The organism is Pseudomonas sp. SWRI18 (assembly GCF_014268345.1).
In the GTDB taxonomy this organism is placed as follows: domain Bacteria; phylum Pseudomonadota; class Gammaproteobacteria; order Pseudomonadales; family Pseudomonadaceae; genus Aquipseudomonas; species Aquipseudomonas cedrina.
The window spans coordinates 181,459-204,056 of sequence record NZ_JACCQQ010000001.1; the positions used below are offsets into that span (position 1 = coordinate 181,459).

Consider the following 22,598-nt stretch of genomic DNA (forward strand, 5'->3'; position numbering starts at 1 on the left):
ATAACTACAAGCTTGCTACATCCTCGGCCCTGCCCATAACAAAGAGTCCAGCCCTTTGAACCTGTTGCAACATATCGCCCAGTCGCGCCACCTGTTACGCAAATCGGAACTCAAGGTTGCCGACCATGTGCTGCTTGACCCTGCGGCTGTGATGCACAGTTCCATGGCCGACCTGGCTCATAGCGTGGGCATCAGCGAGCCGACCATCGTGCGCTTTTGCCGCGCCATCGGTTGCTCCGGGTTCCAGGACTTGAAGCTCAAGCTGGCCCAAAGCCTGGCCGCCGGTGCCAGCTTCGGGCAATTCGCGATTCACGAAGACGACTCCGTCGCCGACTACAGCCTGAAAATCTTCGACACCACCCTGCACACCCTGATGGAAGTGCGCGAGAAGCTCGACCCGGTGGAGTTGCAAAAGGCCGTGACGGCCATGTCCCAGGCCCAGCGTGTCGAGTTCTACGGCTTTGGTGCCTCCGGTGCCGTTGCCGCCGACGCCCAGCACAAATTTTTCCGCTTGCTGCTCACCGCGGCGGCCTACAGCGACCCGCACATGCAGGCCATGTCGGCGGTGACCTTGAAGCCCACCGACGTCGCCATTTGCATTTCGCAGTCGGGACGCTCCAAAGACCTGCTGATCACCGCCAACCTGGTGCGTGAGAGCGGCGCTTCGTTGATCACTCTGTGCCCGAGCCAGACGCCGTTGGCGGAACTGTCCACCGTCAACCTGGCGATCGACGTGCACGAAGACACCGAGATCTACACGCCGCTGACCTCGCGTATTGCCCATTTGGTGGTCATCGACGTGCTGGCGATGGGCGTGGCCATGGCGCGCGGGCCGAGCCTGGTCAACCACCTCAAGAGCGTCAAACGCAGCTTGCGCAGCCTGCGGTTGTCGCCCAAGTCCGTCAAAGCCCTCGACGATTAACAGGTTGTACGCTGGCCAATGTGGGAGCGGGCTTGCTCGCGAATGCGCCGGGTCAGTCAATATCAATGGCGACTGACACTCCGCCTTCGCGAGCAAGCCCGCTCCCACATTTGGGTCTCTGGCATATCTGCAAGATTCATCATCCTGTAACCCCCACGCCGCCAAACCGTCATGCCCCAGGACCATCCTGAACTCCCCGCACTCGCATTGGGAGACTCCAAATGGCCCGGCCCTACGAAGACAGCAACAGCACCGTAAAGACCCGTCGTCAGCAGGAAGACCAACGCCGCATGGCGTTCCGTCGCGCAATCGAAGACCGTTGCGAGGAGCGCCAACTGCTCCAGAGCATCAGTGACTACCCGGAACTGCATTGGCAGGCACCCGCGGCTGCCCAGCGAAGCGCTCAGCCAGGGCGCTGATCTGCACCCGTTCGCTGCGAATAAAGCCCAGGAACGCATGGGCCACCGGTGACAGGCGCTTGGCCTTGGCCTGCACCAGGCACCAACTGCGGTACAGCGGCAGCTCTTCCACCGGCAGCTCCTTGAGCCCGCCGGTGGCCAACTCCATGTTCACCGCATGCCGCGTCAACAGGGCCACACCCAGCCCTGCGCAGACGCATTCACGTTGCGCCTCGGCCGAGGCCACTTCCACCGTCTGGGTGAAGTGCACGCGTTTCTCCTTGAAATACTCCTCGCACGCCAGCCGCGTACCGGAACCCGGTTCGCGGATCAGCAGTGTGTAAGGCTCCAGGTCCTGCAGGCGCAGTGGGCCTTGCAGGCTCAAGGGGTGGTCGGGTGGCGCGACAGCGACAATCGGGTTGTTGAGGAACGGCAGGAATTCCAGCCCCATGTCCTGAGGCACCATGGACATGATCACCAGGTCGTCCCGGTTGTCCGAAAGCCGACGGATCACCTGGGCGCGGTTCACCACCGTGAGGTGCAACTGCACGTCCGGATGCTGGCGCTTGAACGCGGCGAACAGGTGCGGCACGAAGTATTTGGCGCTGGATTCAATTGCCAGTTTCAACTGGCCCTGCAGCGAGCCCTGCATGTCCGACAGCTGCATGTCGAGGTTTTCCAGGCGCCCGAAAATATCCCGACTGGCCCGCTGCAGGGCCTCGGCGGCCTCGGTCATGTAGAGTTTTTTGCCGACATAATCGAACAGCGGCTGGCCGATCAGCTCTTCGAGCTGACGGATTTGCAGGCTGACGGCCGGTTGGGTGAGAGACATTTCCTCGGCGGCGCGGCTGTAAGAGCGTAAGTCGCACACCTCATGGAAAATCTGTAACTGACGCAATGTCAGCCGCATCAATGACTTACGCATAATCTTATCCTTTCGCTGCGGGCCGCTCGGCCAACTATAAGTCTTTACTTATGCACAACCCAATAATTATTGATTTTTGTTAATCCCCCCCTGGGCTTAGTGTGTGTCTCGCGACTGTCATGAAACATTTGGTCACGCGCCGACCCGGCTCCAGCGGGTCGAAGAACGCAGCAATCGGCTCAAGGGAATTTCCAAGTGATAAAAAAGATCCTGATCGCCAACCGTGGTGAAATTGCCGTACGAATCGTGCGTGCCTGCGCCGAGATGGGCATTCGCTCGGTCGCGGTCTATTCCGACGCCGACCGCCACGCGTTGCACGTCAAGCGTGCCGACGAAGCCCACAGCATTGGTGCCGAGCCGCTGGCCGGCTACCTGAACCCGCGCAAGCTGGTGAACCTGGCCGTGGAAACCGGTTGTGATGCGCTGCATCCCGGCTACGGCTTTCTGTCGGAAAACGCGGAACTGGCGGATATCTGCGCCGAACGCGGGATCAAGTTCATCGGCCCGTCCGCTGAAGTGATCCGCCGCATGGGCGACAAGACCGAAGCGCGCCGCAGCATGATCAAGGCCGGTGTGCCGGTTACGCCGGGCACCGAAGGCAACGTCGCCGACATCGCCGAAGCCCTGACCGAAGGCGACCGCATAGGTTATCCGGTGATGCTCAAGGCCACTTCCGGCGGTGGCGGTCGCGGTATCCGCCGTTGCAACAGCCGCGAAGAACTTGAACAAGCCTTCCCCCGCGTGATTTCCGAAGCCACCAAGGCCTTCGGTTCGGCGGAAGTGTTCCTGGAAAAATGCATCGTCAACCCCAAGCACATCGAGGCGCAGATCCTTGGTGACAGCTTTGGCAATGTGGTGCACCTGTTCGAGCGCGATTGTTCGATCCAGCGCCGTAACCAGAAACTCATCGAAATCGCCCCCAGCCCGCAGCTGACTCCTGAGCAACGCGCCTACATCGGCGACCTGTCGGTACGCGCCGCCAAGGCCGTGGGCTACGAGAACGCCGGTACCGTGGAGTTCCTGCTCGCCGAGGGCGAGGTGTACTTCATGGAGATGAACACCCGCGTGCAGGTGGAACACACCATCACTGAAGAAATCACCGGGATCGATATTGTCCGCGAGCAGATCCGCATCGCCTCGGGCTTGCCGCTGTCGGTGAAACAGGAAGACATCCAGCACCGTGGTTTCGCGTTGCAGTTCCGTATCAACGCCGAAGACCCGAAGAACAACTTCCTGCCCAGCTTCGGCAAGATCACCCGTTACTACGCGCCCGGCGGCCCCGGCGTGCGTACCGACACGGCGATCTATACCGGCTACACCATCCCGCCGTTCTACGACTCCATGTGCCTGAAACTGGTGGTGTGGGCGTTGACCTGGGAAGAAGCCATGGACCGCGGCCTGCGCGCCCTGGACGACATGCGCCTGCAAGGCGTGAAGACCACTGCCGCCTATTACCAGGAAATCCTGCGCAACCCGGAATTCCGCAGCGGCCAGTTCAATACCAGCTTTGTGGAAAGCCATCCTGAGCTGACCAACTACTCGATCAAGCGCAAACCCGAAGAGCTGGCCCTGGCCATCGCCGCCGCCATCGCCGCCCACGCAGGCCTGTGAGGAATATTCCAATGACTAAAAAGATCTTCGTAACCGACACCATCCTGCGCGACGCTCACCAGTCGTTGCTCGCGACCCGCATGCGTACCGACGACATGCTGCCGATCTGCGACAAGCTCGACAAAGTCGGCTACTGGTCCCTTGAAGTCTGGGGCGGCGCGACCTTCGACGCCTGCGTGCGCTTTCTCAAAGAAGATCCGTGGGAGCGCCTGCGCCAACTGCGCGCCGCGTTGCCCAACACGCGCCTGCAAATGTTGCTGCGCGGCCAGAACCTGCTGGGCTACCGCCATTACAGCGATGACGTCGTAAAAGCTTTCGTCGCCAAGGCCGCTGTGAATGGCATCGACGTGTTCCGCATCTTCGACGCCATGAACGATGTGCGTAACTTGCGTGTGGCCATCGAAGCGGTGAAAGCTGCGGGCAAACATGCCCAGGGTACCATTGCCTACACCACCAGCCCGGTGCACACCGTCGAAGCGTTTGTGGCCCAGGCCAAGCAGCTGGAGTCCATGGGCTGCGACTCGATCGCAATCAAGGACATGGCCGGCCTGTTGACCCCCTACGCCACCGGCGAACTGGTCAAGGCGCTGAAAGCCGAGCAGAACCTGCCGATCTTTATCCACTCCCACGACACCGCTGGCCTGGCCGCGATGTGCCAACTCAAGGCCATCGAAAACGGTGCTGATCACATCGACACCGCCATCTCCAGCTTCGCCTGGGGCACCAGCCACCCCGGCACCGAGTCGATGGTCGCCGCCCTTAAAGGCAGCGAATTCGACACCGGTCTCAGCCTTGAACTGCTGCAGGAGATCGGCCTGTATTTCTATGCGGTGCGTAAGAAGTATCACCAGTTCGAGAGCGAATTCACCGCCGTCGACACCCGCGTGCAAGTCAACCAGGTGCCGGGCGGGATGATTTCCAACCTGGCTAACCAGCTCAAAGAGCAGGGCGCGCTCAATCGCATGAGCGAAGTGCTGGCCGAGATCCCGCGCGTGCGGGAAGACCTTGGCTTCCCGCCGCTGGTGACGCCGACGTCGCAGATCGTCGGTACCCAGGCGTTCTTCAACGTGCTGGCCGGTGAGCGCTACAAGACCATCACCAACGAAGTGAAACTCTATCTGCAAGGCGGCTACGGCAAGGCGCCGGGCACCGTGAACGAGAAGTTGCGTCGCCAGGCCATCGGCAGCGAAGAGGTTATCGACGTGCGCCCGGCCGACCTGCTCAAGCCGGAAATGACCAAGCTGCGCGGTGAAATCGGCGCGTTGGCCAAGTCCGAAGAAGACGTGTTGACCTACGCTATGTTCCCGGACATCGGCCGCAAGTTCCTCGAGGAACGCGACGCTGGCACCCTCGCGCCGGAAGTGCTGCTGCCGATTCCAGAAGCCGGCGGCGTTGCGCGCGCCGGTGGCGAAGGCGTGCCGACCGAGTTCGTCATCGATGTACACGGCGAAAGCTACCGCGTGGACATCACCGGCGTCGGCGTGAAGGCCGAAGGCAAGCGCCACTTCTATCTGTCCATCGACGGCATGCCGGAAGAAGTGGTGTTCGAGCCGCTCAACGAGTTCGTCAGCGGCGGCAGCAGCAAGCGCAAGCAGGCCACCGAGCCGGGTCACGTCAGCACGGCAATGCCGGGCAATATCGTCGACGTGCTGGTCAAGGAAGGTGACGTGGTCAAGGCCGGCCAGGCGGTGCTGATTACCGAAGCCATGAAGATGGAAACCGAAGTGCAGGCCGCCATTGCCGGCAAGGTGACCGCTGTTCATGTGGCCAAGGGCGACCGGGTGAACCCTGGCGAAATCCTGATTGAGATCGAAGGCTGATACAGCCTTCGACACTACCGTTTAATCCTCGGGGGGGCAGGTGCTCCCCTTTTTTTTCGCCTGCAATTGGGTCAGAAACCCATCCGCCACTGGGCTATCAGGCCTTGGTTGCTGCTGTGGGTGCCTTTTTCAGCGCTGTAGGCCAGGCCGAGGGTGTGGTTTGCCGAGAGCGCCAGATCCAGCCCGGCCTGCAGGTTGAGGCTGTTGCGATCGAGGGACGCGCCCTGGATGGTGAACCCCTCAATGCCGCCCTGGCGAAAGGACTGGCGCACCTGGCTGTCGACGTTGCCGTACAGGTGTTTCCAGCTTGTGCTCAGGTGCGGCGTGAGGGTCATCTGGTTGTCGAACCGAAACGGTTTGGCCAGGCGCAGGCCAAGGGTGCTGCTCAGGTTTTGCTGAGTTTGCGCGTCGACGTTCAGCGCGGCCGGCCCGCCTTGTTCCCGGAAGCTGTCACGGCTGTAGCGTTGGTAGCCAAGCCCGGCAAAGGGTTCGATGCTGATGTCGGCATCGCCCAGTTGGTAACCCGCCTCGCCGAAGACAGTCTGGCTGTTGGCGTCGTAGCGGCCCTTGAGCGCATCCTTGTAACCCAGGATGTCGACCTTGCGTTGATTCTGGCCGGCATGGCTGCTATAGATCGCCCCCAGGCGCAAGGCCAGCGGGCCGTCCTGACGCACGGCGTAACCGCCCAGGTGCCAACTGTCCAGGTCGGCGCTGAAGCGTTGCGCATCCAGGCGGCTGCTGGATTTTGCACCCAACACACCGACTCGCCAGGCATGATCAACTGCCCAGTCGGCGCCCAACAGCACGCCCTGGTTGGCCGTATCCACGCCGGCAGTACCGCGCTGACTGTCGAGGCCGCCTTCGCTGCCGAGGTTTTTTACCCAGAAGTGGCCGTCGGTGTCAGTGGGCAATTCACGCAGGGTCGAGAGCACTCGGCTGCTCAACTGCTGGGTGGTGCTCTGGGTAGCCGCCGCCAGGCTCGCGTTCTGGCTGCCGGCCAGTTGCTCAAGGGCCGCACCGAACGCGCCCGGTTTTTGCGCGAGTTCAGCGTTGAATTTTTCCAGGGCCTTGACCTGTTCCGAACTCAACTCGCCCGACTGCAGCAGGCGAGTCAGCGCGGGATCCAGCACTTTCGCCACCTGCCGGCCATTGTGGGTGGTGGCTTGCCCGAGCAAATAGCCGTCGAGGGCTGGGTTTTTTACTTCGGGAATAGCGTAGTACTCAAAAGGCAGCGCGTCGTAGGGCTGATACCAGTACGGCGTGTACTCGATATCCCCACGCGCGTGTGCATGTTGAAGGCTGGCGGCGGCTAAAAGGCCGATGGCAAATACGATTCTACGGGGGGTAATGGGCATGAATTCCCGACCTCTTGTGGATGAGGGCGGGAATTTAGCGAGGCGGGGCGGGGATAACTGTCAGGCCGTAGACTTCCGATTTGCAGGAGTTGTCTCTATCGGGGCGTGATTAACGTTTATGCATTTTATTGCGTAAGAAAACGACCATACGGCGCTTATGTGCATTTTAATGCAGTTATTGGGGGTGATTAACGGCTTTATCTGCACTATATTGCGTTAACTCATCTCCTGTATGTCGCGTAAACGCATTAAATTGCAGGTGCACTCATGCTCAAGCTGACCCTACAACTCTTCACCGAAGGAAAATGGCAGGACGCCATGCTGCTGACCTTTGATACCCCGCAAGAGGGCTTCGAAAGTCGCTGCAGCTTTGGTTATGACCAGTGCTATCTGGTGGACCACCTCGATGACCTCGCCACGCCTTTTGTAAAGTCCGTGAGTGTTAGGTTTCCTTTGCTGTGGGAGGCGTGCCGAACGCAGGGTGCCCCGGCTTTTCTTCATGACATCGCACCGGCAGGGGCCGCCAAGCGTTTTCTGCTGGCACATCTTGGTCAGGACAAACCGGATGACATCAGCGCAGACCTTTTCTTACTCATGCGCAGCACACCTGCGCCTATCGGTCATATGCGCATCAAAGAGTCGGTTGCCGCGATGGACAGTCGCCCACCCATGGGCTTTACGCGCCAGGAAGTCATCCAGCGCGATAATGGTTTTCTCGAATACGCCTATGAGCAGGGGGCGGCCATCGGTGGCGCCACGGGTGCCGGAGGCGAAGCACCGAAGCTGTTGCTGACCGAAAACCAGCAAGGCCTGCTGTTCCCGGATGCCGTGCTCGATGACGAACACGTCCGGCAGCACTGGTTCGTGAAGTTCGCCCGCAACAAAGGCACGCAGCTTGACCAGGACATTCTGCGCAGCGAATACCACTACTACCAGGCCCTTCAGACACTGGGCATCGACACGGTCGCGGCGCAAGGACTGGCTTTGGAAGAGGCCAGCAAGCCGAGCCTGTGGATGCAGCGTTTTGACAGGCACGTTGGCCGCGAAGGCGTCGAGCGTTATGCCGTGGAATCCATCTACTCAATGGCTGGCGTGACTGTCCCTGGAAGTGCCATGGGGCATCGTGCGGTTATCGAGCAGTTGGTGAGGTTATGGCAGGGGGCAGGACAAGCACCTGACGTGCCGGCGCTGGTCGCGGAGTACCTCAAGCGTGACCTGTTGAACAAGATCCTGGGCAACTCGGACAACCACGGGCGCAATACCTCGATTATTCGTCAAACCAACGCCTTGCGCCTGGCCCCGATCTACGACCTGGCACCCATGGTGATGGATGACGAAGGCATCACCCGCACCACGAAATGGCCCAGGGAACTTGAACGTGCGGGCGAAGTGGACTGGCGTGGCGTATGTGATTTGCTGAGCGATCTCGTCGACAGTCAGGCCCTCTACGAAGGGCTCAGGGACGCCGCGCAGCAGCTTTCAGCGTTACCCGACATCCTCAGCACCAGCGGCTTGCCTGCCGTGACGATGAACCACCCCGGCATAGCGTTGAAAAACCTGCCGCAACGCCTGAAAGACTGGGGATTGAAATGAGCCTGACCCTTGAAGAGCGCACCCAACTGATCGACAGCATCCAGGCGGCATTGGCCGACGGCACGCTGGATATCGCGGCCGCGGTGCGGCGTCTGCGCACCGAAGTCACCGGCCTCCAACAAACCCAGTTCGCCAGGATGTGCAAAATTTCCGTGCGCACCCTGGTGCATATCGAACATGGCGAGGGCAATCAGACCTTGAAGTCGCTCAATGCCGTGTTCAAACCGTTCGGCATGCAAATGGGCGTCGTCAAGCTGCGCCGCTGAACTCAACTGCGACGCACGTACCCCTTGCCATAATGGCGCTCCATCCGAGCCTGGATCAGCTCCAGGCCCAGCGACAACACCCAGTAGATAATCGCCGCCGTGGTCAGCATTTCGATATAGCGGTAGCTGGAGCGGCCATAGGACTGGGCCAGGAACATCACTTCCCAGACACCCATCACCGAGATCAGCGACGAATCCTTGAGCATCGAGATGAACTGGTTGGTGGCGGGCGGGATGATGGTGCGCATCGCCTGGGGCAGGGTGACGTGCCAGAAGATCGCGCTGTCGCGCATGCCCAAGGCCAGTGCGGCTTCGCGCTGGCCGTGGGCGACGCCGAGGATGCCGGCGCGGAAGATTTCGCTCAAGTAGGCGCCGTAGTTCAGCGAGAGCGCGATGATCCCGGCGACGATGGCGCCCGGCACCAGGCCCAGTTGGGGCAGGCCAAGGTAGATCAGCAGGATCTGGATCAGCAGCGGCGTGCCGCGAAAGAATGACGCGTAAAAACTCGCGATCCCGAACGCCACGGCGCTTTTCGACAGGCGTCCCAGCGCCGTGACAAACCCCAGCACCGAAGAAATCCCGATCGAACATAGGCACAAAAACAGCGTCAGCGCCGCACCTTGCAGGAAACCGTTGGGTGCCAGGTGCAGGCCCATCAGGTTGGGCAGCTTGTCCAGAATGATCGAGAACTTCAGGTCAAAGCTCAGGAAGAAGCTGGCGAACAGGCAGAACAGTGCGGCCCAGGTCAGGTACAGCCGGGTCCGGAAACCGAGGAGCCGCTGCCATCGCGACTCACTGACCGGCGGTTTGGGCGGTGCGGGGAATGCAGTCATTGGCTGATGTCGGCGCCGATCCATTTTTGCGACAGCTTGCTCAGGGTGCCGTCCTGTTTCAACTCGGCGAAGACTTCACGCACCTTGCTGTCCCACTGCGGGTCGCCTTTTTCGATGGCCACTGAGTTGGGTTCCGAATACAGCGGCTCGCCGGCCAGCTTGAAGCGCTTGTCCTGTGTCAGGCGCGGTTGGGCGGTGACCAGGTTGGTGAGGATGGCATCCAGGCGCACGCCGACGCCCAGGCCGAGATCCTGGAAGGCCACGTTGTCGGTGTCGTAGGGGGCGATCTGCACTTCTTCGAAGGGGTACTGCAACTGCGTGTCTTCGGCGCCTTCGATCACCAGGTTCTTGTTCAGGTAGCTCTCATAGCTGGAGGCGCTGGTGAGGCCGACTTTCTTGCCGCTCAGGTCCTTGGCGCCGTGGATGCGGTCATCCTTGGCGTTGACCACGATCACCGCCGGCGAGGCGTAGTACTCCACCGGGAAATCGAACACTTCGGCGCGGGCCTTGCTCGGGGTCATGGAGCAGATGCAGATGTCATAGCGGCCGCTCCAGCGGCCAGCCGCGATCACGTCCCAGGAAGGGGTTTCCAGGCGCAGCTTCACACCCAGTTTCTGAGCCACGGCCTTGGCCACATCCACGTCGAAACCGTCGAGCTGGTTCTGGTCGTTGAGAAACGAGAACGGCGGGTAGCTTTCCATCAGCACGCCGACCAGTTCTTTGTTTTTCTCGACCCGGTCCAGCGTGGCACCGCCGAAGGCTTGTGTGGAAGCGGCCAGGATCGTCAGGCCCAGGGCCAGCAGCGGTTTAAGTTTCACGAGGAGACACCTTTGAAAAAAGAGTTGTTATAAACAGAATTCAACGTATTAAATAGTTATAAGAACGACTCTCATAGTGAGTTATTTTCATAAGCTTATGAGTAAAAAGCATATGGCCACAGCAACAGTGATTCTCGATGGCGGCATGGGCCGTGAACTGCAACGCCGTGGTGCGCCGTTCCGGCAGCCGGAATGGTCGGCGTTGGCCTTGAGCGAAGCGCCGCAAGCGGTGGAAGCGGTGCATGCGGCGTACATCGACAGCGGCGCCAATGTCATCACCAGCAACAGCTACGCGGTGGTGCCTTTCCATATCGGCGAAGAACGCTTTGCTGCAGAGGGCCAGGCATTGGCGGCGCTGGCCGGCGAGCTGGCGCGACGGGCGGTGGACGCATCCGGCAAGGCGGTGCGTGTGGCAGGCTCACTGCCGCCGCTGTTCGGTTCGTATCGCCCCGATCTGTTCGAGCCACAGCGCGTCAACGAACTGTTGACCCCTCTGGTGCAAGGCCTCGCACCGTTTGTCGACCTGTGGCTGGCCGAAACTCAGAGTTCGATTGCCGAAGCGCGCGCGATTCACGCCGGTTTACCACAGGACGGCAAGCCGTTCTGGCTGTCGTTTACCCTCAAGGACGAAGACACCGACGAGGTGCCTCGCCTGCGCTCCGGTGAGCCGGTGGCGGACGCGGCCGAAGCGGCGGCCCGGTTGGGTGTGCAAGTGCTGCTGTTCAACTGCAGCCAGCCGGAAGTGATCGGTGATGCCATTGATGCCGCGCGCCAGACGTTCGAACGCCTGGGCGTACAGATTGACGTGGGCGCCTACGCCAACGCCTTTCCGCCGCAGCCTGAGGAAGCCACGGCTAACGATGGTCTGGACCCGTTGCGTGAAGATTTGGACCCGCCGGGTTACTTGCATTGGGCAGCGGACTGGCAGGCTCGCGGCGCCAGCCACCTGGGCGGATGCTGTGGGATCGGGCCGGAGCATATTGCGGTGTTGGCCCAGAAACTGAAGTAGTTGACCCACACCGATCTAAATGTGGGAGCTGGCTTGCCTGTGATAGCGGTGGGCCTGCAGCACAGAGGCTGGCTGACCTGACGCTATCGCAGGCAAGCCAGCTCCCACAGGGGATTTGTGGTGTCTGGGAGGATCAAGCCCGGCACTCGGCCAGAGTTTTCAACTGTCCCGCCGCCGTCTGGTTCGCCTCCGACAGCCACTGTTCGAACCCCGCTTCAATCGCTGGCCATTCGCCGTCGATGATCGAATACCACGCCGTATCCCGGTTCTGCCCCTTCACCACCATGTGCTGGCGGAAAACCCCCTCAAAACTGAAACCCAACCGCTCGGCCGCATACCGGGAACGGGCGTTGCCGTTGTTGCACTTCCACTCCAGCCGGCGATAGCCTTGCTCGAACGCATACCTGGCCAGCAGGTAAACCGCCTCGGTGCTTTTCGGCGAGCGCTGCATCGGCGCGCCAAAGGTGACGTGGCCGATCTCGATACGGCCCTGGGCCGGGACGATGGACATCAGGCTGAGGATGCCTTGCACGTCGCCGCTGGCGCGGTCGATCACGCTGAAGAAGTACGGGTCGCTATGGGTGGCGTGGTTGTTCAGCCACGCATCGAACGCGGCGCGCTCGGCAAATGGCCCGTAAGGCAAGTAGTCCCACAGCTTGGGATCGGCGCCGGGGCCTTCGAGGGCTTGCCACAGGCCATCGGCGTGGCGCGCGGGGTCGAGTTTTTCCAGGCGGATAAAACGCCCTTCAAGCAGTTCAACGGTCGGCGCCGGGGCGCCTTTCCAGTCGGCGGGGGAAGTGGGCATGCTGCGCTCCTTAAAGACCTTTGCGAAATTGGATTAAACCTGGGCGTTCGGCGATGCGCTCGTAGAGTTGAATCGCGGTGGCGTTGGTTTCGTGGGTCAGCCAGTGGACTTTGCAGCACCCATCGGCTTTGGCGGTGGTGTAGACGAATTCGATCAATTTTCGCCCAACGCCCGTGCCGCGCTGGGCCGCATCCACCAACAGATCCTGCAGGTAACAGGAGTTCTCGATGCTCCAATTGGAGCGGTGGTAGATGAAATTGACCATGCCCACCGCCTTGCCGTCCTGCCAGGCCAGCGCCGAATGGGTTGGCTCACTGGCATTGATCAGGCGCTGCCAAGTGCTTTGGCTCACGGCGTCCGGCAACTCGGTGTTGTAGAACTTCAGGTACGCCTGCCACAGCGGCAACCAGGCGGCATGGTCGTTGGCGGTGACGGGGCGGATCTCGATCTGGCTCATGCTGACGCTCCTGGAGGAATAAGGCGCGCGACGGCCTGGTCGCGCGCATCGCTGCTCGCGGCCAGGCCTTCGCGCACGCCGGCGATATCGGCCGGGCTGCGGTTCTGGCTGAGTTTGCGTTTGCCGAGCAGGCGCTCGATCGGCAGGGCGAAGCCGACGATGGCCTTGAGCATGCCTTCAATGTAGTCCGCCGGGGCGTCGCTGACTTTCCAGGGCTGCGCGCGGTTGCCTTCATGGCGGTCGGTGAGCGCGGTGACCACGCCGAGCAACCGCTGCGCGTCGCTGAATACCTCGGCCTTGCCGTAGGCGTGCACGGCGATGTAATTCCAGGTCGGCACCACTTTGCCGTGCTCGGCCTTGGCCGGGTAGAACGCCGGGCTGATGTAAGCGTCGGCACCGGCAAAGATCACCAAGGCCTCGTTGCCGTCTTGAAGGTCCTTCCATTGAGGATTGGCCTTGGCCAAATGCCCATAAAGCGTGCCGTTAGGGCCTTCATCGGGGTTGAGCAGCAACGGTAAATGGCTCGCTTGCAAGCCTTGCTCGCCCAGGGTGACCAATTGCGCCAGACGAGTGTGCTGGATCAGTTGCTGCAATTGGGGCAAATCATCGAGGGCGAAAGCGCGGGGTGTGTACATGGAAATAGTCCTTGGCGAATGCCTGCATCCTAGGCAGGCTAATGGTCCGTTGTAAGAGCCACCTGGCTCTAATTCGATAGGTCCAATATGCCGCCTGTGTCGCCGCCACTTTCATTCAACCCCGCCGGTATTGAGCTGGATCGCCGTCAGGGCCTGACGCGCCAGCTGTATGACGCCCTACGCCAGCGCGTGCTGGATGGGCGGCTGGTGAGCGGCACGCGCTTGCCCGCCAGCCGCGATTTGGCCGCAACCCTGTCGATCTCGCGCAACAGCGTCGTGCGCGCCTACGATCAGCTGTACGCGGAAGGGTTTATCGAAAGCCGGGTGGGCGATGGCACTTACGTAGCCAAGTTACCCCACGCAAAAAAACTATCCACAAAAGTATCCACAGGCTTGTCAACAGGCTTATCCCCAGCCTTATCCACAAATTGGTTGGATTTACCGGTCAAATCGCCAGGCGAAGTTATCCACAGCCCGGCCTTGGGCCGCCTGGAAACTAACCATCTACCTGCGCCGCCGCACGGGCCGCCACGGGCGTTTCGCGTCGGTGTACCGGCGTTCGATCTCTTTCCGTTTGAGGTATGGGCCAAGCTGAATGGGGCTTTTTGGCGTAAACCTGACTTGGCGAAACTTTGTTACGGCGACCCGGCGGGAGATGATCGATTGCGCGGCCTGATCGCCGCCTACCTGCGCAGCTCGCGCGGCATGCAGTGTTCGGCTGAGCAAATTGTGATCACCAGCGGCGCGCAGCAGGCAATCAGCCTTTGTGCACAGCTGCTGGTGGAGCCCGGCGCGGGCGTGGCGGTGGAAAATCCCGGCTACCGCGCCGCAGGCCATGCGTTCGCGCTGGCGGGAGGGCGATTGCACGGTGTGCCGGTGGACGCCGAGGGCCTTGATTGCCACGTGCTCAATAGCCTGCGGGATTGCCGTGTGGCCTACGTTACGCCTTCGCATCAATACCCGTTGGGCGTAGTGATGAGCCTGGCGCGGCGCCTGGAATTGCTGGCCTGGGCCGAGCGCACGCAGGGCTGGATCATCGAGGACGATTACGACGGAGAGTACCGCTACAGTGGCGCGCCTCTGTCGCCGCTGGCCGCGCTGGATCGCAACGGGCGCGTGCTCTACGTCGGCACCTTCGGCAAAGTGGCCTTTCCGGCATTGCGCCTGGGCTACCTGGTGCTGCCGCCCGGGCTGGTGGGCGCCTTCGCCCGGCGCCGCGCGGTCGACATGCGCCACTCCGAGGTGAGTACCCAGGCGGTGATGGCCGAGTTCATGGCCACCGGGCATTTCCAGCGGCACATCCGCCGCATGCGCCGTGCCGCCTTGAGTCGGCGCAACGCGTTGCTGGCCGGTTGGCCACGCGGGCTGGCAGAGGTGGGCGAATTGCCCAATGTCGCGGCCGGGCTGCATTTGACCGTACGTGTGAACAGCCTGGCCCGCGAGCGGCAGTTGCTTGCACAGGCCCACGCGGCGGATGTAGAGATCAACGGCTTGAGTAGTTACTGGCTGACGCATTCAACCACACCGATGGATCAGCGCGCCGGGCTGGTGCTGGGTTTCGCCGCCGTGCCTGAAGCTGATATTGGCGCAGCGCTGGCGCGGTTGCGCCAGGCTTGGCAATGCTGATCAGTTCCCCGATCGAGTCTTGGATTTTTCGAAAAACAACGCCTGGGCTTGCCTGAGGCTGATTTCACTGCGGTAAAACGCGATTCTCTGCTCATTAGTCAAACCTTTGGGCGTATCGGCCGCTGCACCCAAGCTGCGTTCTGCCGGGGTTTTCAAGCGTGCCGAAAGGTACGCCTTGGGCGGCGTCCAATCCGTGCTGTAGTGGAAGTGCGCGTACCAGAGTACTTCCTGGGTCTGGCCGTCGCTGAGGGCGTACTCGTCCAGATAATCGGGAGTTGGGCTTTTCAGGCGGCGCCGGTTGATCGTTTTCTTGATCGTGATTGCGTCGTGGTTTTTCAGCCATTCCACGCCGGCTACGGTCGGCGGATGCTGTTTAAGCGCGGTCAATACGTGCTGGTTGGCGCGCACGTAAAGGTCGCTGACGGCCTGGCTCAACGCTGTACGGACCTCACTTGCCGCGGGCGTGTCGGAGACGTTGCTCTGGGTCAGGGCGTTCTCGATGGCGGCGACGGCCCGTTCCAACCGGCTGGCGTGCTGATGATAGAGCAGCTCTATGCCGAAGGGCGTGCGTTCAGGTAGCTCGGCTCGGTTCGAGGCGCGCTCCAGAAAGGCCGGAAGCTGGTCGAGCAGGGCTTGGCCGTCGGCGATGCGTGCTTGCAGATCGACCGGTGTAGTGCTCGGCGTAGGGGTTCTGACGCGCTCCACCCAAATCCCATTGGGTTTTTCGTGAAAGGTGGCGACCACTTGATGGGTGAGTGGCGAACGAATCTCTACCAGCCAGGTTTGTGTCGCCAGGTCCGCCAGGCGCGGTTCGCCGATCAATTGCCCGTGATAGCGGGTCTTGATGAATTTGCGTGCCGGACTCGGCGGTGTTGGCGGCGGCGTGGGACGTTTTCTGAAGATGTCGCGCTCGGCGCTGAGCAAGCCCAATTCGGCAGTAGCGCGATGGCGGAACGCCTTGAGGTGGTCGCGCAGTTCCTGAAGCTGCGTGTCGATGGCCTGTTCGGAAAACTCCGCGGGAAAATCCTGCAAGCGTTCATCCAAGAGTTGAAATTGCTCCACCAAACTACTCAAGGTATCGATGCGTTCGTCCAGGTGCGACTCTCGCTGATCACGCAAGGTGTCACGCAGGCACTGGATGGCGATTTCTCCTGTGGTCACGATCTGGTCCATAGCCGTCCACGCCTCAGGCTGCGTCGCGAGGGTGCTTTCCGGCAAGCATAGATTGCGTGCCACGACGACCTGCAGGGCTTTGAGGTCCTCACTGCTGTAGCCCGGCAACGCGCCTTGGAGGGTTCTGATCAGGCGTGCGCCGTCATTGCCCAGTTTGCGCAGCTCGTCGAAGCGCGTCTGCATGTAGGACAGATGCTTGATCATCTCCTTGTTCAGGGTGTTCAGTTGCCGCGCATTTTCGATGTCGCGCTGGCGTGGCGCCTGGGCCTGAAGCTCAATCTGCTCCAGGCCCGCGCGCAGCAGCGGAGTGAATTCGATAAGGGTTTGCTTGATAGCGGCCTGGGTCAGTTCGGTCTGGGCCTTGAGGTAGGCGAGGGACTTTTTCGGGTAGTCCGGCGTGGGTGCATGCACGCTCAATGACTTGAGCTTTTGCAGGGCTTGTTCATAGTCCGCGCACTGCTCGCGCAGGGCTTGCGAGTAAGCGGCTTGCGCCGACGTGGACGGACCAGCGGCGATGGCTTGTTGCGCCTGCTGCAATTGCTGTTGGGCGGTTTTCTTCCCACTTTCGAACTCGCTGAGTTCCTTGCGTAATTCCTGCGCGCGCTTTTGTGCCAGTTCGCGGGCCTTTTTAGCGAGGAACTTGGGGCCGCCGCCGCGCAGGCGCAGACGCGTGTCGATGAACCACTGGCCTTCGCGGTTGTGAATCAGCAATGGGCCAGTGCGTTCCGGTCTGGTGGCGTCCACGATCATCACCGCCTCATTTTCATCCACCTGGACCTGAAACCAGCGCTCACCCACCGGGGCGTAATAATGTTCGCCACTGCGGTAGAGGTGCTGATGGGCGCCTTCGGTGGCAATGGCCTCGCCGAGCTCCGCGGGTTTGTCGATTTTGAAGCGGTCCAGCACCATCGACAGGCGCACGGGCGTGCTGCTGGTTGCGCCGAGGGAGTGCAGCGGCTGGGCGTGGTCTGACGGTAGCGTCGCGCTGGTGATGTCCGCGACTTTGCGCAGCACCGGTTTGACGGCGGCCGGTGGGCGCGGCGCGGGTTTTCGCGCCGGCTCGGCGCCTACCTGACGGCGCGGTGCGCTACGGGCTGCGCTATGCAGGGCGATGGCCATTCCCAGGTTCAAGAGCAAGTCGGCGAGGGCCGCCTGGGGCGACGGTCGGTCGGGGTGTTGCTCGGCCTCGGCCAGTTGCTGCAGGTCGTCCATGATTTGCCAGATCCAGGCCGCAACTCCCGCCATGCGCCCGAGAAACGGCAGCGCGGCATTGAAAATCAGCCAACCGGCGCGCTTGAACGTGGCCCAACGTGCCTCGGCGTTCGACACCGATTGGCGGTCGGCCAGTTTGACCAGTGCGTCGGCGTTGGCTTTGTACAGGCTGGCCAGTCCGCCGTCTTCCAGGGTGGCGGTGCCCAGTGCCAGGGGCCCGCTCCAGGTGAGCAACTTGAGCGGGTCCACCAGAAAGTCCACCGCGACCCAGGGCGACGGCAGCGTGCCGGGGAACACGTAGCGTTCATAGTCATCGCGGGTGCTGTCGGGCAACCAGGCCAGTACGGAGTCGCGCAGGCTGCTCGATTGCTGGATGGCATACAGCAGGTTGGCGGGCGAGGGGTATTGGGTCAGCGGTTGGTCGAGCAAGGGGCGATACAGCAGGCAGGGCCCGGCGTTCATGGCCTGCGGGCCGATCACAAACATGTTGTCGACCACGTCCGGCGTCGAATCGAGTCGCCGCGTGGGCACAAAGGCCAGGCGGCGGATGACAATGGCGTGGCCGTCCACTTGGCGGTCGGCCGGCTCGACTTCGAGCGCGGCCTTCACAAAACGGTAGCCGCGTTCGTCGATCCCGGCTTCATGACGGATTTTGTGTTGCAGTGCCAGCAGGGGCAATTGGATACGCAAGTGCTGGGTGTACAGCTGCTGGCGCCGCGCCGATTCCTGCGGGTCGTCGAGCAGTGTCTGTTTGATCAGGGCGGGGTAGGTTGTACCGATGTCGACACGTGTAATCAGGGATTTCAGGTAGCCGACGGTGAGCCAGTCCGGCAACGCCTGGGTGGTTTTCTTGCGCAGTGACTCAATGCCCAAGGGCAGCGCGATCAGGTTTTGCAGGGCCAGCTCCGTGAGGCTGAACACCGTGGTTTCGATTTGCCCGGGCACAGCGAAGGCGCCCCATACCACCGGGCTTTGAATCTCAATCTCAAGCCCCTCGAGCGTGCCCGGCTCAGCCTCGGGATGGTCCTTGAGCATTTCGGCGCGCAGGCACTCCAGGGCGAACTGTTTGATGGGCTCGATTCCATCCTGGTAGCCGTTGTGGTGGTTCTGGCCGTGCAGCGCGGCCAGGTCCTTCAAATGCCGGGCGTAGGCGTCAAGGTCCGCGGGCGCGGCGTCACTCAGCCAGTCGGGCAGGGCGTCTTGATACCACTGCAAATCGTGGCCATTGTCCTGAGCCTTCGGGGTCGGTGGCATGGCCAGGGCGATGGGGTTACCGCTCTCGCGCAGGTCGGAAAAGTCCATGCTGCCGATGGCCACGATCTGGATGCTGATCATGGTGCAGGCCAGTTGGTCGAAGAAATCGCCTTCGGGCTCCAGCAGGCGCCATTGAATCGTTTCGTGCGGCGTCGCGGTGTAGACCAGCAGCGACACATCGTTGCCCAACTGCTCCAGGCTGGCGTACTTCCTGTGACCCAGCAGCAACGAGTACACAAGGATGACTTCACGCCCGTCCTGCTTGCCGATCAGGACGCTGACCAGACGGTCGTTGAGGTGCTCCGCACGGCCGTCGGCGTCGACCTGGTCGATATCGACCAGATAAGCGCGTGTGTCATATGGATCGTTGGCGCGTCGGTCGAGAGGGTCAGGCGCCTGATACAACTGGCGCGCCATGCGGCAGTCCTCCTGCGTCCAACCTTCGACATCCTGCACGTTCCAGTAGTCGCGCAATACGCTGGAAAGCGCCTGCCAGCGGGGGCCGCTGTCGCCGTCGAGCTGGTTCCAGAAGTCGAGCTGGCTTTGCTGATAGCCGCGCAGCATCACCGGTGCCAGCGTGTTGAGCATGCCGGCGATGTCGAGAATGCTTACCGGCAAGTGCAGGGGCGGGTCGGTAATCGGCAGTTGCGTGAGGAAATGTTCGCCCTCGATGTACAGGGCCGGCACCGCCAGCACCGCCTGTACCGCCAGGATATCGGTGAGTGCCTGGAAATTCGCAGGCCGGCTCACCACCTGATCCTCGACAATCTCCCAGACAGGCGTCCCGACCATGGCGATATTGGGGTCGATATCCAGGTGTGGATAACGCTCCAACAGCTCTTCGCGCAGCAGTCGGGCGGCGACTTCACGAAAAGCGGGCCCGCTGGCCATTTGAGTGATCAGCGCTGAGGTAAGGCTGACCTGAGGGGAGTGTTGTGACGTCGATGAGGGCATAAGCAATCCTGACGGGCATAAAAAATGGCAACGACCCAGGTAATGTCCCGAGTGTTGCCATCCTAGAAAGCGCGTCGCCGCCGGTGCGGTGCTTATATAGCCTTCAGCGCAACTCGCCGCACAGGTCCAGTTCGACCAGGCGACGGACTTCATCGGCGTCGAGCCCGGCGCCAAGCAGCGCGTGAAGCTTGCCGAACGCCGCTTCACGGGTCATGCCGCCGCCGGACAACACGCCGACACCACGCAAGCGGCTGCCGGCTTCGTAGATGTCCAGCTCAACGCCGCCTTCATGGCATTGGGTAATGGCAACCACCACCACACCCAGCGCCTGTGCCCTTTGCAGGCTGGCGAGGAACGCGGGGTTGTCGCTCGGCCCGGTGCCGCTGCCAAAACATTCGAGGATCAGCGCCTGGAGGCCATTGTCGAGCAATGCGTCCAGCAGCCTGGCATCGAAGCCGGGTACCAGGGGCAGCACGCCGACATTCGCCAGGCCTTTGGGTTGACGGTAATGCAGGGCCGCCGGGATCAGGTCGGCCTGATTTACGCCGCCATTGCGCTGCAACGCCGCAAACGGGTGGCGACCGAAACTGCGGATCTTCGCGCAGCGGGTCGGTGCCATCAGCGCGCCGTGGAAATACAGCTGCACGCCCGATACCAGGCCTTCACCCAGCGCGGTCAGCGCACCATTGACGTTTTCCCAGGCATCGCTGTCGGGTACGCCGGCCGGCAACATGGAACCTGTGAACACCACCGGCGCCGGCAGGCCCAGCAGTTGGAAACTCATGGCCGCCGCGCTGTAGGCCAGGGTGTCGGTGCCGTGCAGGATCAGCACGCCGTCGCAGCCTTGGTCCACCGCATCGATCACCGCCGCGTGCAGGCGCTGCCAATAGGCCGGAGTCATGTTGGCGCTGTCGATCAGCGGGGCCATCTCCTGGAAGCGCCACGCCGGCACTGGCTGGTCGGCCAGCTGTTCGCGCATGCGCGCCTCGAAGCCGGACGCGGGGGCCAGGCCGTTGGCGCTGGCCTGCATGCCGATGGTGCCGCCGGTGTAGAGCACCATGACGTTGTTGACTGATTGCATCGAAGAATCTCCTGAACGAAAAACGCCGCACGGCCCCGAGCATGCCCAAGGTCGTGCGGCGTGTCATCTAACTGCGCTTAGCGTTGCACTTGAGGGCTCAGCTCAGCGGTTGCAACGGTATCCGGTTTCACCGGATTGGCCGGCCAGGCCTTGCGGTCCAGGTCCAGGTCAGGGAATTGGCTGGAGTCGAACACCGGGGTCTTGATGCCCGCCGCGCGCTGGTTGTCATAGTCGTTCAGGATGCGCATGGCGATCTTGAACAGGAATGCCAGGGCGAACAGGTTGACGAACGCCAGCAGGGTCATGGTGATGTCGGCGAAGGCGAACACAGTGCCGAGGTTCTCGATCGAACCCCAAAAGATCAGCACCAGCACCAGTGCGCGGTAGCCCATCAGCACCTTGCGGTTGTTGCCGACCAAAAAGCGCAGGTTGCTCTCGCCCAAGTAGTAGTTGTACATGATCGAGGTGAATACGAACAACGCCAGGGCCACCGAAATGAACATGCGGCCCCAGTCACCGACCACCGCGGCCAGGGAGTTCTGGGTCAGGGCAATGCCGTCGCCTTCAAAACCCGGTGTGTAGAAACCGGAGAGCAGGATCAGCAACGCGGTGCAGGTGCAGATCACGAAGGTGTCGAGGAACACGCTGAACGCTTGCACCACGCCTTGGGCGATCGGGTGTTCCACCGACGCCACGGCCGCCACGTTGGGCGCGCTGCCCAGGCCGGCTTCGTTGGCGAACACGCCGCGCTTCACACCCATGATGATCGCGCTGCCCACCAGGCCGCCGAAGGCCTGGTCGAGGCCGAACGCGCTCTTGACGATGGTCGCGAGCATGGCCGGCACGTGGTCGAATTGCAGCACGATTACGTACAGGGTCACGGCGATATAGACCAGGGTCTTGACCGGCACCAGCAGGTCGGCGATCGAGGCGATGCGCTTGATCCCGCCGATGAACACCAGGCCCAGCAGCACCGCCAGCGCAAGGCCGGTGTAAGTGGTGTCCAGGCCAAAGGCGTTGTTCAACGAGTGGGTGACGGCGTGGGCTTGCAGGCCGTTGAAGGCAAAGCCGAAGGTCACCAGCAGCAGGAATGCCATCACCATGCCCAGCCAGCGCTTGTGCAGGCCGTGCTGGATGTAATAGGCCGGACCGCCGCGGTAGGTGCCCTCGGCGTCAGTGCGCTTGTACAGCTGGCCAAGGGAACATTCGATAAAGCTCGACGACATGCCCACCAATGCGGTGACCCACATCCAGAACACGGCGCCTGGGCCACCCAGGGTCACGGCGATGCCGACACCGGCAATGTTGCCGGCACCGACGCGGCCGGCCAGGCTGAGCATCAACGCCTGGAACGAACTGAGCTGGCCGGCGCTGCTTTTGAGGCTGTCTTTAAACACCGAGAACATGTGGAAAAAGTGACGCAATTGAACGAAACGCGAGCGAATCGTGAAATAACCGCCGAGCCCGACAATGAGCACGATCAGTACTTTCCCTGAGAGGAAGTCGTTGATGACTTCGAGCATGGAGTGTTCCTCGCTGATTTTTCTAATGGCAAACGCAGGCGGGTTCGGCTCCGTCGCATCGCACCAGGCAGTGCGCGACAGTTCGACCCCAATCCTTTTGCGGGTTGTTATTCATGCGGTTTCGCGTTGTATCCGGGCCTCGTTACCGACGGCCGCGCACGCGAAGAGGGGCGGCACTATACCTAGGCGAACGTCATCCGTCTGCCCGGGCTGATTAAAGGTTTCACCAAGTCCTATGGCTACACCCGTTGACTGCAAGTTTTGCAGTGTTCGGTCGAGCGTGTTTCCAAGTTAAAAAAAAGGGCCTGAAGAACGAGCCTTCAGGCCC

General features: G+C 61.7%; 18 protein-coding genes. 8 read left to right on the forward strand and 10 right to left on the reverse strand.

All coding sequences use genetic code 11. The annotated features are described in order from the left end of the window. Positions 1-55 precede the first annotated feature (55 nt). The gene (gene hexR / locus H0Z09_RS00835) at positions 56-922 is read left to right on the forward strand and encodes a transcriptional regulator HexR (protein WP_003177007.1); all 867 of its coding nucleotides are present in this window, start codon (positions 56-58) and stop codon (positions 920-922) included. Positions 923-1,143: 221 nt separating this feature from the next. Further along, the gene (locus H0Z09_RS27240; protein WP_076952108.1) at positions 1,144-1,341 is read left to right on the forward strand and encodes a hypothetical protein; all 198 of its coding nucleotides are present in this window, start codon (positions 1,144-1,146) and stop codon (positions 1,339-1,341) included. Here the strand turns inward: H0Z09_RS27240 and H0Z09_RS00840 are convergent. Continuing rightward, a complete protein-coding gene (locus H0Z09_RS00840) occupies positions 1,271-2,245 on the reverse strand; it encodes a LysR family transcriptional regulator (protein ID WP_186686133.1) in 975 nt (324 codons plus the stop codon). The two genes, H0Z09_RS27240 and H0Z09_RS00840, sit on opposite strands and share 71 nt — an antisense overlap. 195 nt (positions 2,246-2,440) lie before the next feature. On the opposite strand from H0Z09_RS00840, the gene H0Z09_RS00845 reads away from it, so the two are divergent. Both H0Z09_RS00845 and oadA read left to right on the forward strand, forming a co-directional pair. Next, the gene (locus H0Z09_RS00845) at positions 2,441-3,856 is read left to right on the forward strand and encodes an acetyl-CoA carboxylase biotin carboxylase subunit (RefSeq protein WP_003213442.1); all 1,416 of its coding nucleotides are present in this window, start codon (positions 2,441-2,443) and stop codon (positions 3,854-3,856) included. 11 nt (positions 3,857-3,867) lie between these two features. After that, a complete protein-coding gene (gene oadA, locus H0Z09_RS00850; protein ID WP_186686135.1) occupies positions 3,868-5,676 on the forward strand; it encodes a sodium-extruding oxaloacetate decarboxylase subunit alpha in 1,809 nt (602 codons plus the stop codon). Between the two features lie 71 nt (positions 5,677-5,747). Here oadA and H0Z09_RS00855 read toward each other — a convergent pair whose 3' ends face one another. Continuing rightward, positions 5,748-7,031 (reverse strand): autotransporter outer membrane beta-barrel domain-containing protein, encoded by a 1,284-nt coding sequence (locus H0Z09_RS00855; protein WP_186686137.1) that lies wholly within the window; start codon positions 7,029-7,031, stop codon positions 5,748-5,750. A 267-nt stretch (positions 7,032-7,298) separates the two neighbouring features. Between H0Z09_RS00855 and H0Z09_RS00860 the strand changes: the two genes are divergently transcribed. Both H0Z09_RS00860 and H0Z09_RS00865 read left to right on the forward strand, forming a co-directional pair. Then, positions 7,299-8,624: a HipA domain-containing protein gene (locus H0Z09_RS00860; protein WP_186686139.1), complete on the forward strand. Its 1,326-nt coding sequence runs from the start codon at positions 7,299-7,301 to the stop codon at positions 8,622-8,624. Next, on the forward strand, positions 8,621-8,890 hold the full coding sequence (locus H0Z09_RS00865) for a helix-turn-helix transcriptional regulator (protein WP_076952102.1): 270 nt from the start codon (positions 8,621-8,623) through the stop codon (positions 8,888-8,890). The genes H0Z09_RS00860 and H0Z09_RS00865 overlap by 4 nt, the downstream gene beginning before the upstream one ends. A gap of 2 nt (positions 8,891-8,892) precedes the next feature. Here H0Z09_RS00865 and H0Z09_RS00870 read toward each other — a convergent pair whose 3' ends face one another. Further along, entirely contained in the window at positions 8,893-9,723 is an 831-nt protein-coding gene (locus H0Z09_RS00870) for an amino acid ABC transporter permease (protein WP_186686141.1), read from the reverse strand. Then, a complete protein-coding gene (locus tag H0Z09_RS00875) occupies positions 9,720-10,541 on the reverse strand; it encodes a transporter substrate-binding domain-containing protein (protein ID WP_186686144.1) in 822 nt (273 codons plus the stop codon). Before H0Z09_RS00875 ends, H0Z09_RS00870 begins: the two co-directional genes overlap by 4 nt. A 112-nt stretch (positions 10,542-10,653) precedes the next feature. On the opposite strand from H0Z09_RS00875, the gene H0Z09_RS00880 reads away from it, so the two are divergent. Then, positions 10,654-11,550: a homocysteine S-methyltransferase family protein gene (locus H0Z09_RS00880; protein ID WP_186686147.1), complete on the forward strand. Its 897-nt coding sequence runs from the start codon at positions 10,654-10,656 to the stop codon at positions 11,548-11,550. 133 nt (positions 11,551-11,683) lie between these two features. Here the strand turns inward: H0Z09_RS00880 and H0Z09_RS00885 are convergent, their stop codons facing one another. From H0Z09_RS00885 to H0Z09_RS00895, 3 genes are read right to left on the reverse strand one after another with little or no spacing between them, the layout of a single operon-like run. Continuing rightward, entirely contained in the window at positions 11,684-12,355 is a 672-nt protein-coding gene (locus H0Z09_RS00885) for a GNAT family protein (RefSeq protein ID WP_186686150.1), read from the reverse strand. 10 nt (positions 12,356-12,365) lie between these two features. Next, complete coding sequence (locus H0Z09_RS00890; RefSeq protein ID WP_186686153.1) at positions 12,366-12,812, reverse strand: GNAT family N-acetyltransferase; 447 nt, start codon at positions 12,810-12,812, stop codon at positions 12,366-12,368. After that, positions 12,809-13,447, reverse strand: coding sequence for an FMN-binding negative transcriptional regulator (locus H0Z09_RS00895; RefSeq protein WP_186686156.1), 639 nt, complete (start codon positions 13,445-13,447; stop codon positions 12,809-12,811). Before H0Z09_RS00895 ends, H0Z09_RS00890 begins: the two co-directional genes overlap by 4 nt. Positions 13,448-13,534: 87 nt before the next feature. Between H0Z09_RS00895 and H0Z09_RS00900 the strand changes: the two genes are divergently transcribed. After that, positions 13,535-15,073 carry a PLP-dependent aminotransferase family protein gene (locus H0Z09_RS00900; protein ID WP_186686159.1) on the forward strand — a complete coding sequence of 513 codons (1,539 nt, stop codon included), beginning with the start codon at positions 13,535-13,537 and terminating at the stop codon, positions 15,071-15,073. Here H0Z09_RS00900 and H0Z09_RS00905 read toward each other — a convergent pair whose 3' ends face one another. From H0Z09_RS00905 to H0Z09_RS00915, 3 genes are all read right to left on the reverse strand, one after another. Continuing rightward, on the reverse strand, positions 15,074-19,666 hold the full coding sequence (locus H0Z09_RS00905) for a hypothetical protein (protein WP_186686162.1): 4,593 nt from the start codon (positions 19,664-19,666) through the stop codon (positions 15,074-15,076). Between the two features lie 103 nt (positions 19,667-19,769). Beyond that, positions 19,770-20,747, reverse strand: a complete 978-nt coding sequence (locus H0Z09_RS00910; protein WP_186686165.1) for an asparaginase — start codon at positions 20,745-20,747, stop codon at positions 19,770-19,772. Between the two features lie 77 nt (positions 20,748-20,824). Further along, entirely contained in the window at positions 20,825-22,270 is a 1,446-nt protein-coding gene (locus tag H0Z09_RS00915) for an alanine/glycine:cation symporter family protein (protein WP_186686168.1), read from the reverse strand. Positions 22,271-22,598 lie beyond the last annotated feature (328 nt).

Excerpts from the sequence above, each read along its gene's own strand:
- H0Z09_RS27240 (WP_076952108.1), top strand. The coding sequence starts at position 1,144 with ATGGCCCGGCCCTACGAAGACAGCAACAGCACCGTAAAGACCCGTCGT.
- H0Z09_RS00840 (WP_186686133.1), bottom strand. The coding sequence starts at position 2,245 with ATGCGTAAGTCATTGATGCGGCTGACATTGCGTCAGTTACAGATTTTC.
- oadA (WP_186686135.1), top strand. The coding sequence starts at position 3,868 with ATGACTAAAAAGATCTTCGTAACCGACACCATCCTGCGCGACGCTCAC.
- H0Z09_RS00855 (WP_186686137.1), bottom strand. The coding sequence starts at position 7,031 with ATGCCCATTACCCCCCGTAGAATCGTATTTGCCATCGGCCTTTTAGCC.
- H0Z09_RS00860 (WP_186686139.1), top strand. The coding sequence starts at position 7,299 with ATGCTCAAGCTGACCCTACAACTCTTCACCGAAGGAAAATGGCAGGAC.
- H0Z09_RS00865 (WP_076952102.1), top strand. The coding sequence starts at position 8,621 with ATGAGCCTGACCCTTGAAGAGCGCACCCAACTGATCGACAGCATCCAG.
- H0Z09_RS00870 (WP_186686141.1), bottom strand. The coding sequence starts at position 9,723 with ATGACTGCATTCCCCGCACCGCCCAAACCGCCGGTCAGTGAGTCGCGA.
- H0Z09_RS00880 (WP_186686147.1), top strand. The coding sequence starts at position 10,654 with ATGGCCACAGCAACAGTGATTCTCGATGGCGGCATGGGCCGTGAACTG.
- H0Z09_RS00885 (WP_186686150.1), bottom strand. The coding sequence starts at position 12,355 with ATGCCCACTTCCCCCGCCGACTGGAAAGGCGCCCCGGCGCCGACCGTT.
- H0Z09_RS00890 (WP_186686153.1), bottom strand. The coding sequence starts at position 12,812 with ATGAGCCAGATCGAGATCCGCCCCGTCACCGCCAACGACCATGCCGCC.
- H0Z09_RS00895 (WP_186686156.1), bottom strand. The coding sequence starts at position 13,447 with ATGTACACACCCCGCGCTTTCGCCCTCGATGATTTGCCCCAATTGCAG.
- H0Z09_RS00900 (WP_186686159.1), top strand. The coding sequence starts at position 13,535 with ATGCCGCCTGTGTCGCCGCCACTTTCATTCAACCCCGCCGGTATTGAG.
- H0Z09_RS00905 (WP_186686162.1), bottom strand. The coding sequence starts at position 19,666 with ATGCCCTCATCGACGTCACAACACTCCCCTCAGGTCAGCCTTACCTCA.
- H0Z09_RS00910 (WP_186686165.1), bottom strand. The coding sequence starts at position 20,747 with ATGCAATCAGTCAACAACGTCATGGTGCTCTACACCGGCGGCACCATC.
- H0Z09_RS00915 (WP_186686168.1), bottom strand. The coding sequence starts at position 22,270 with ATGCTCGAAGTCATCAACGACTTCCTCTCAGGGAAAGTACTGATCGTG.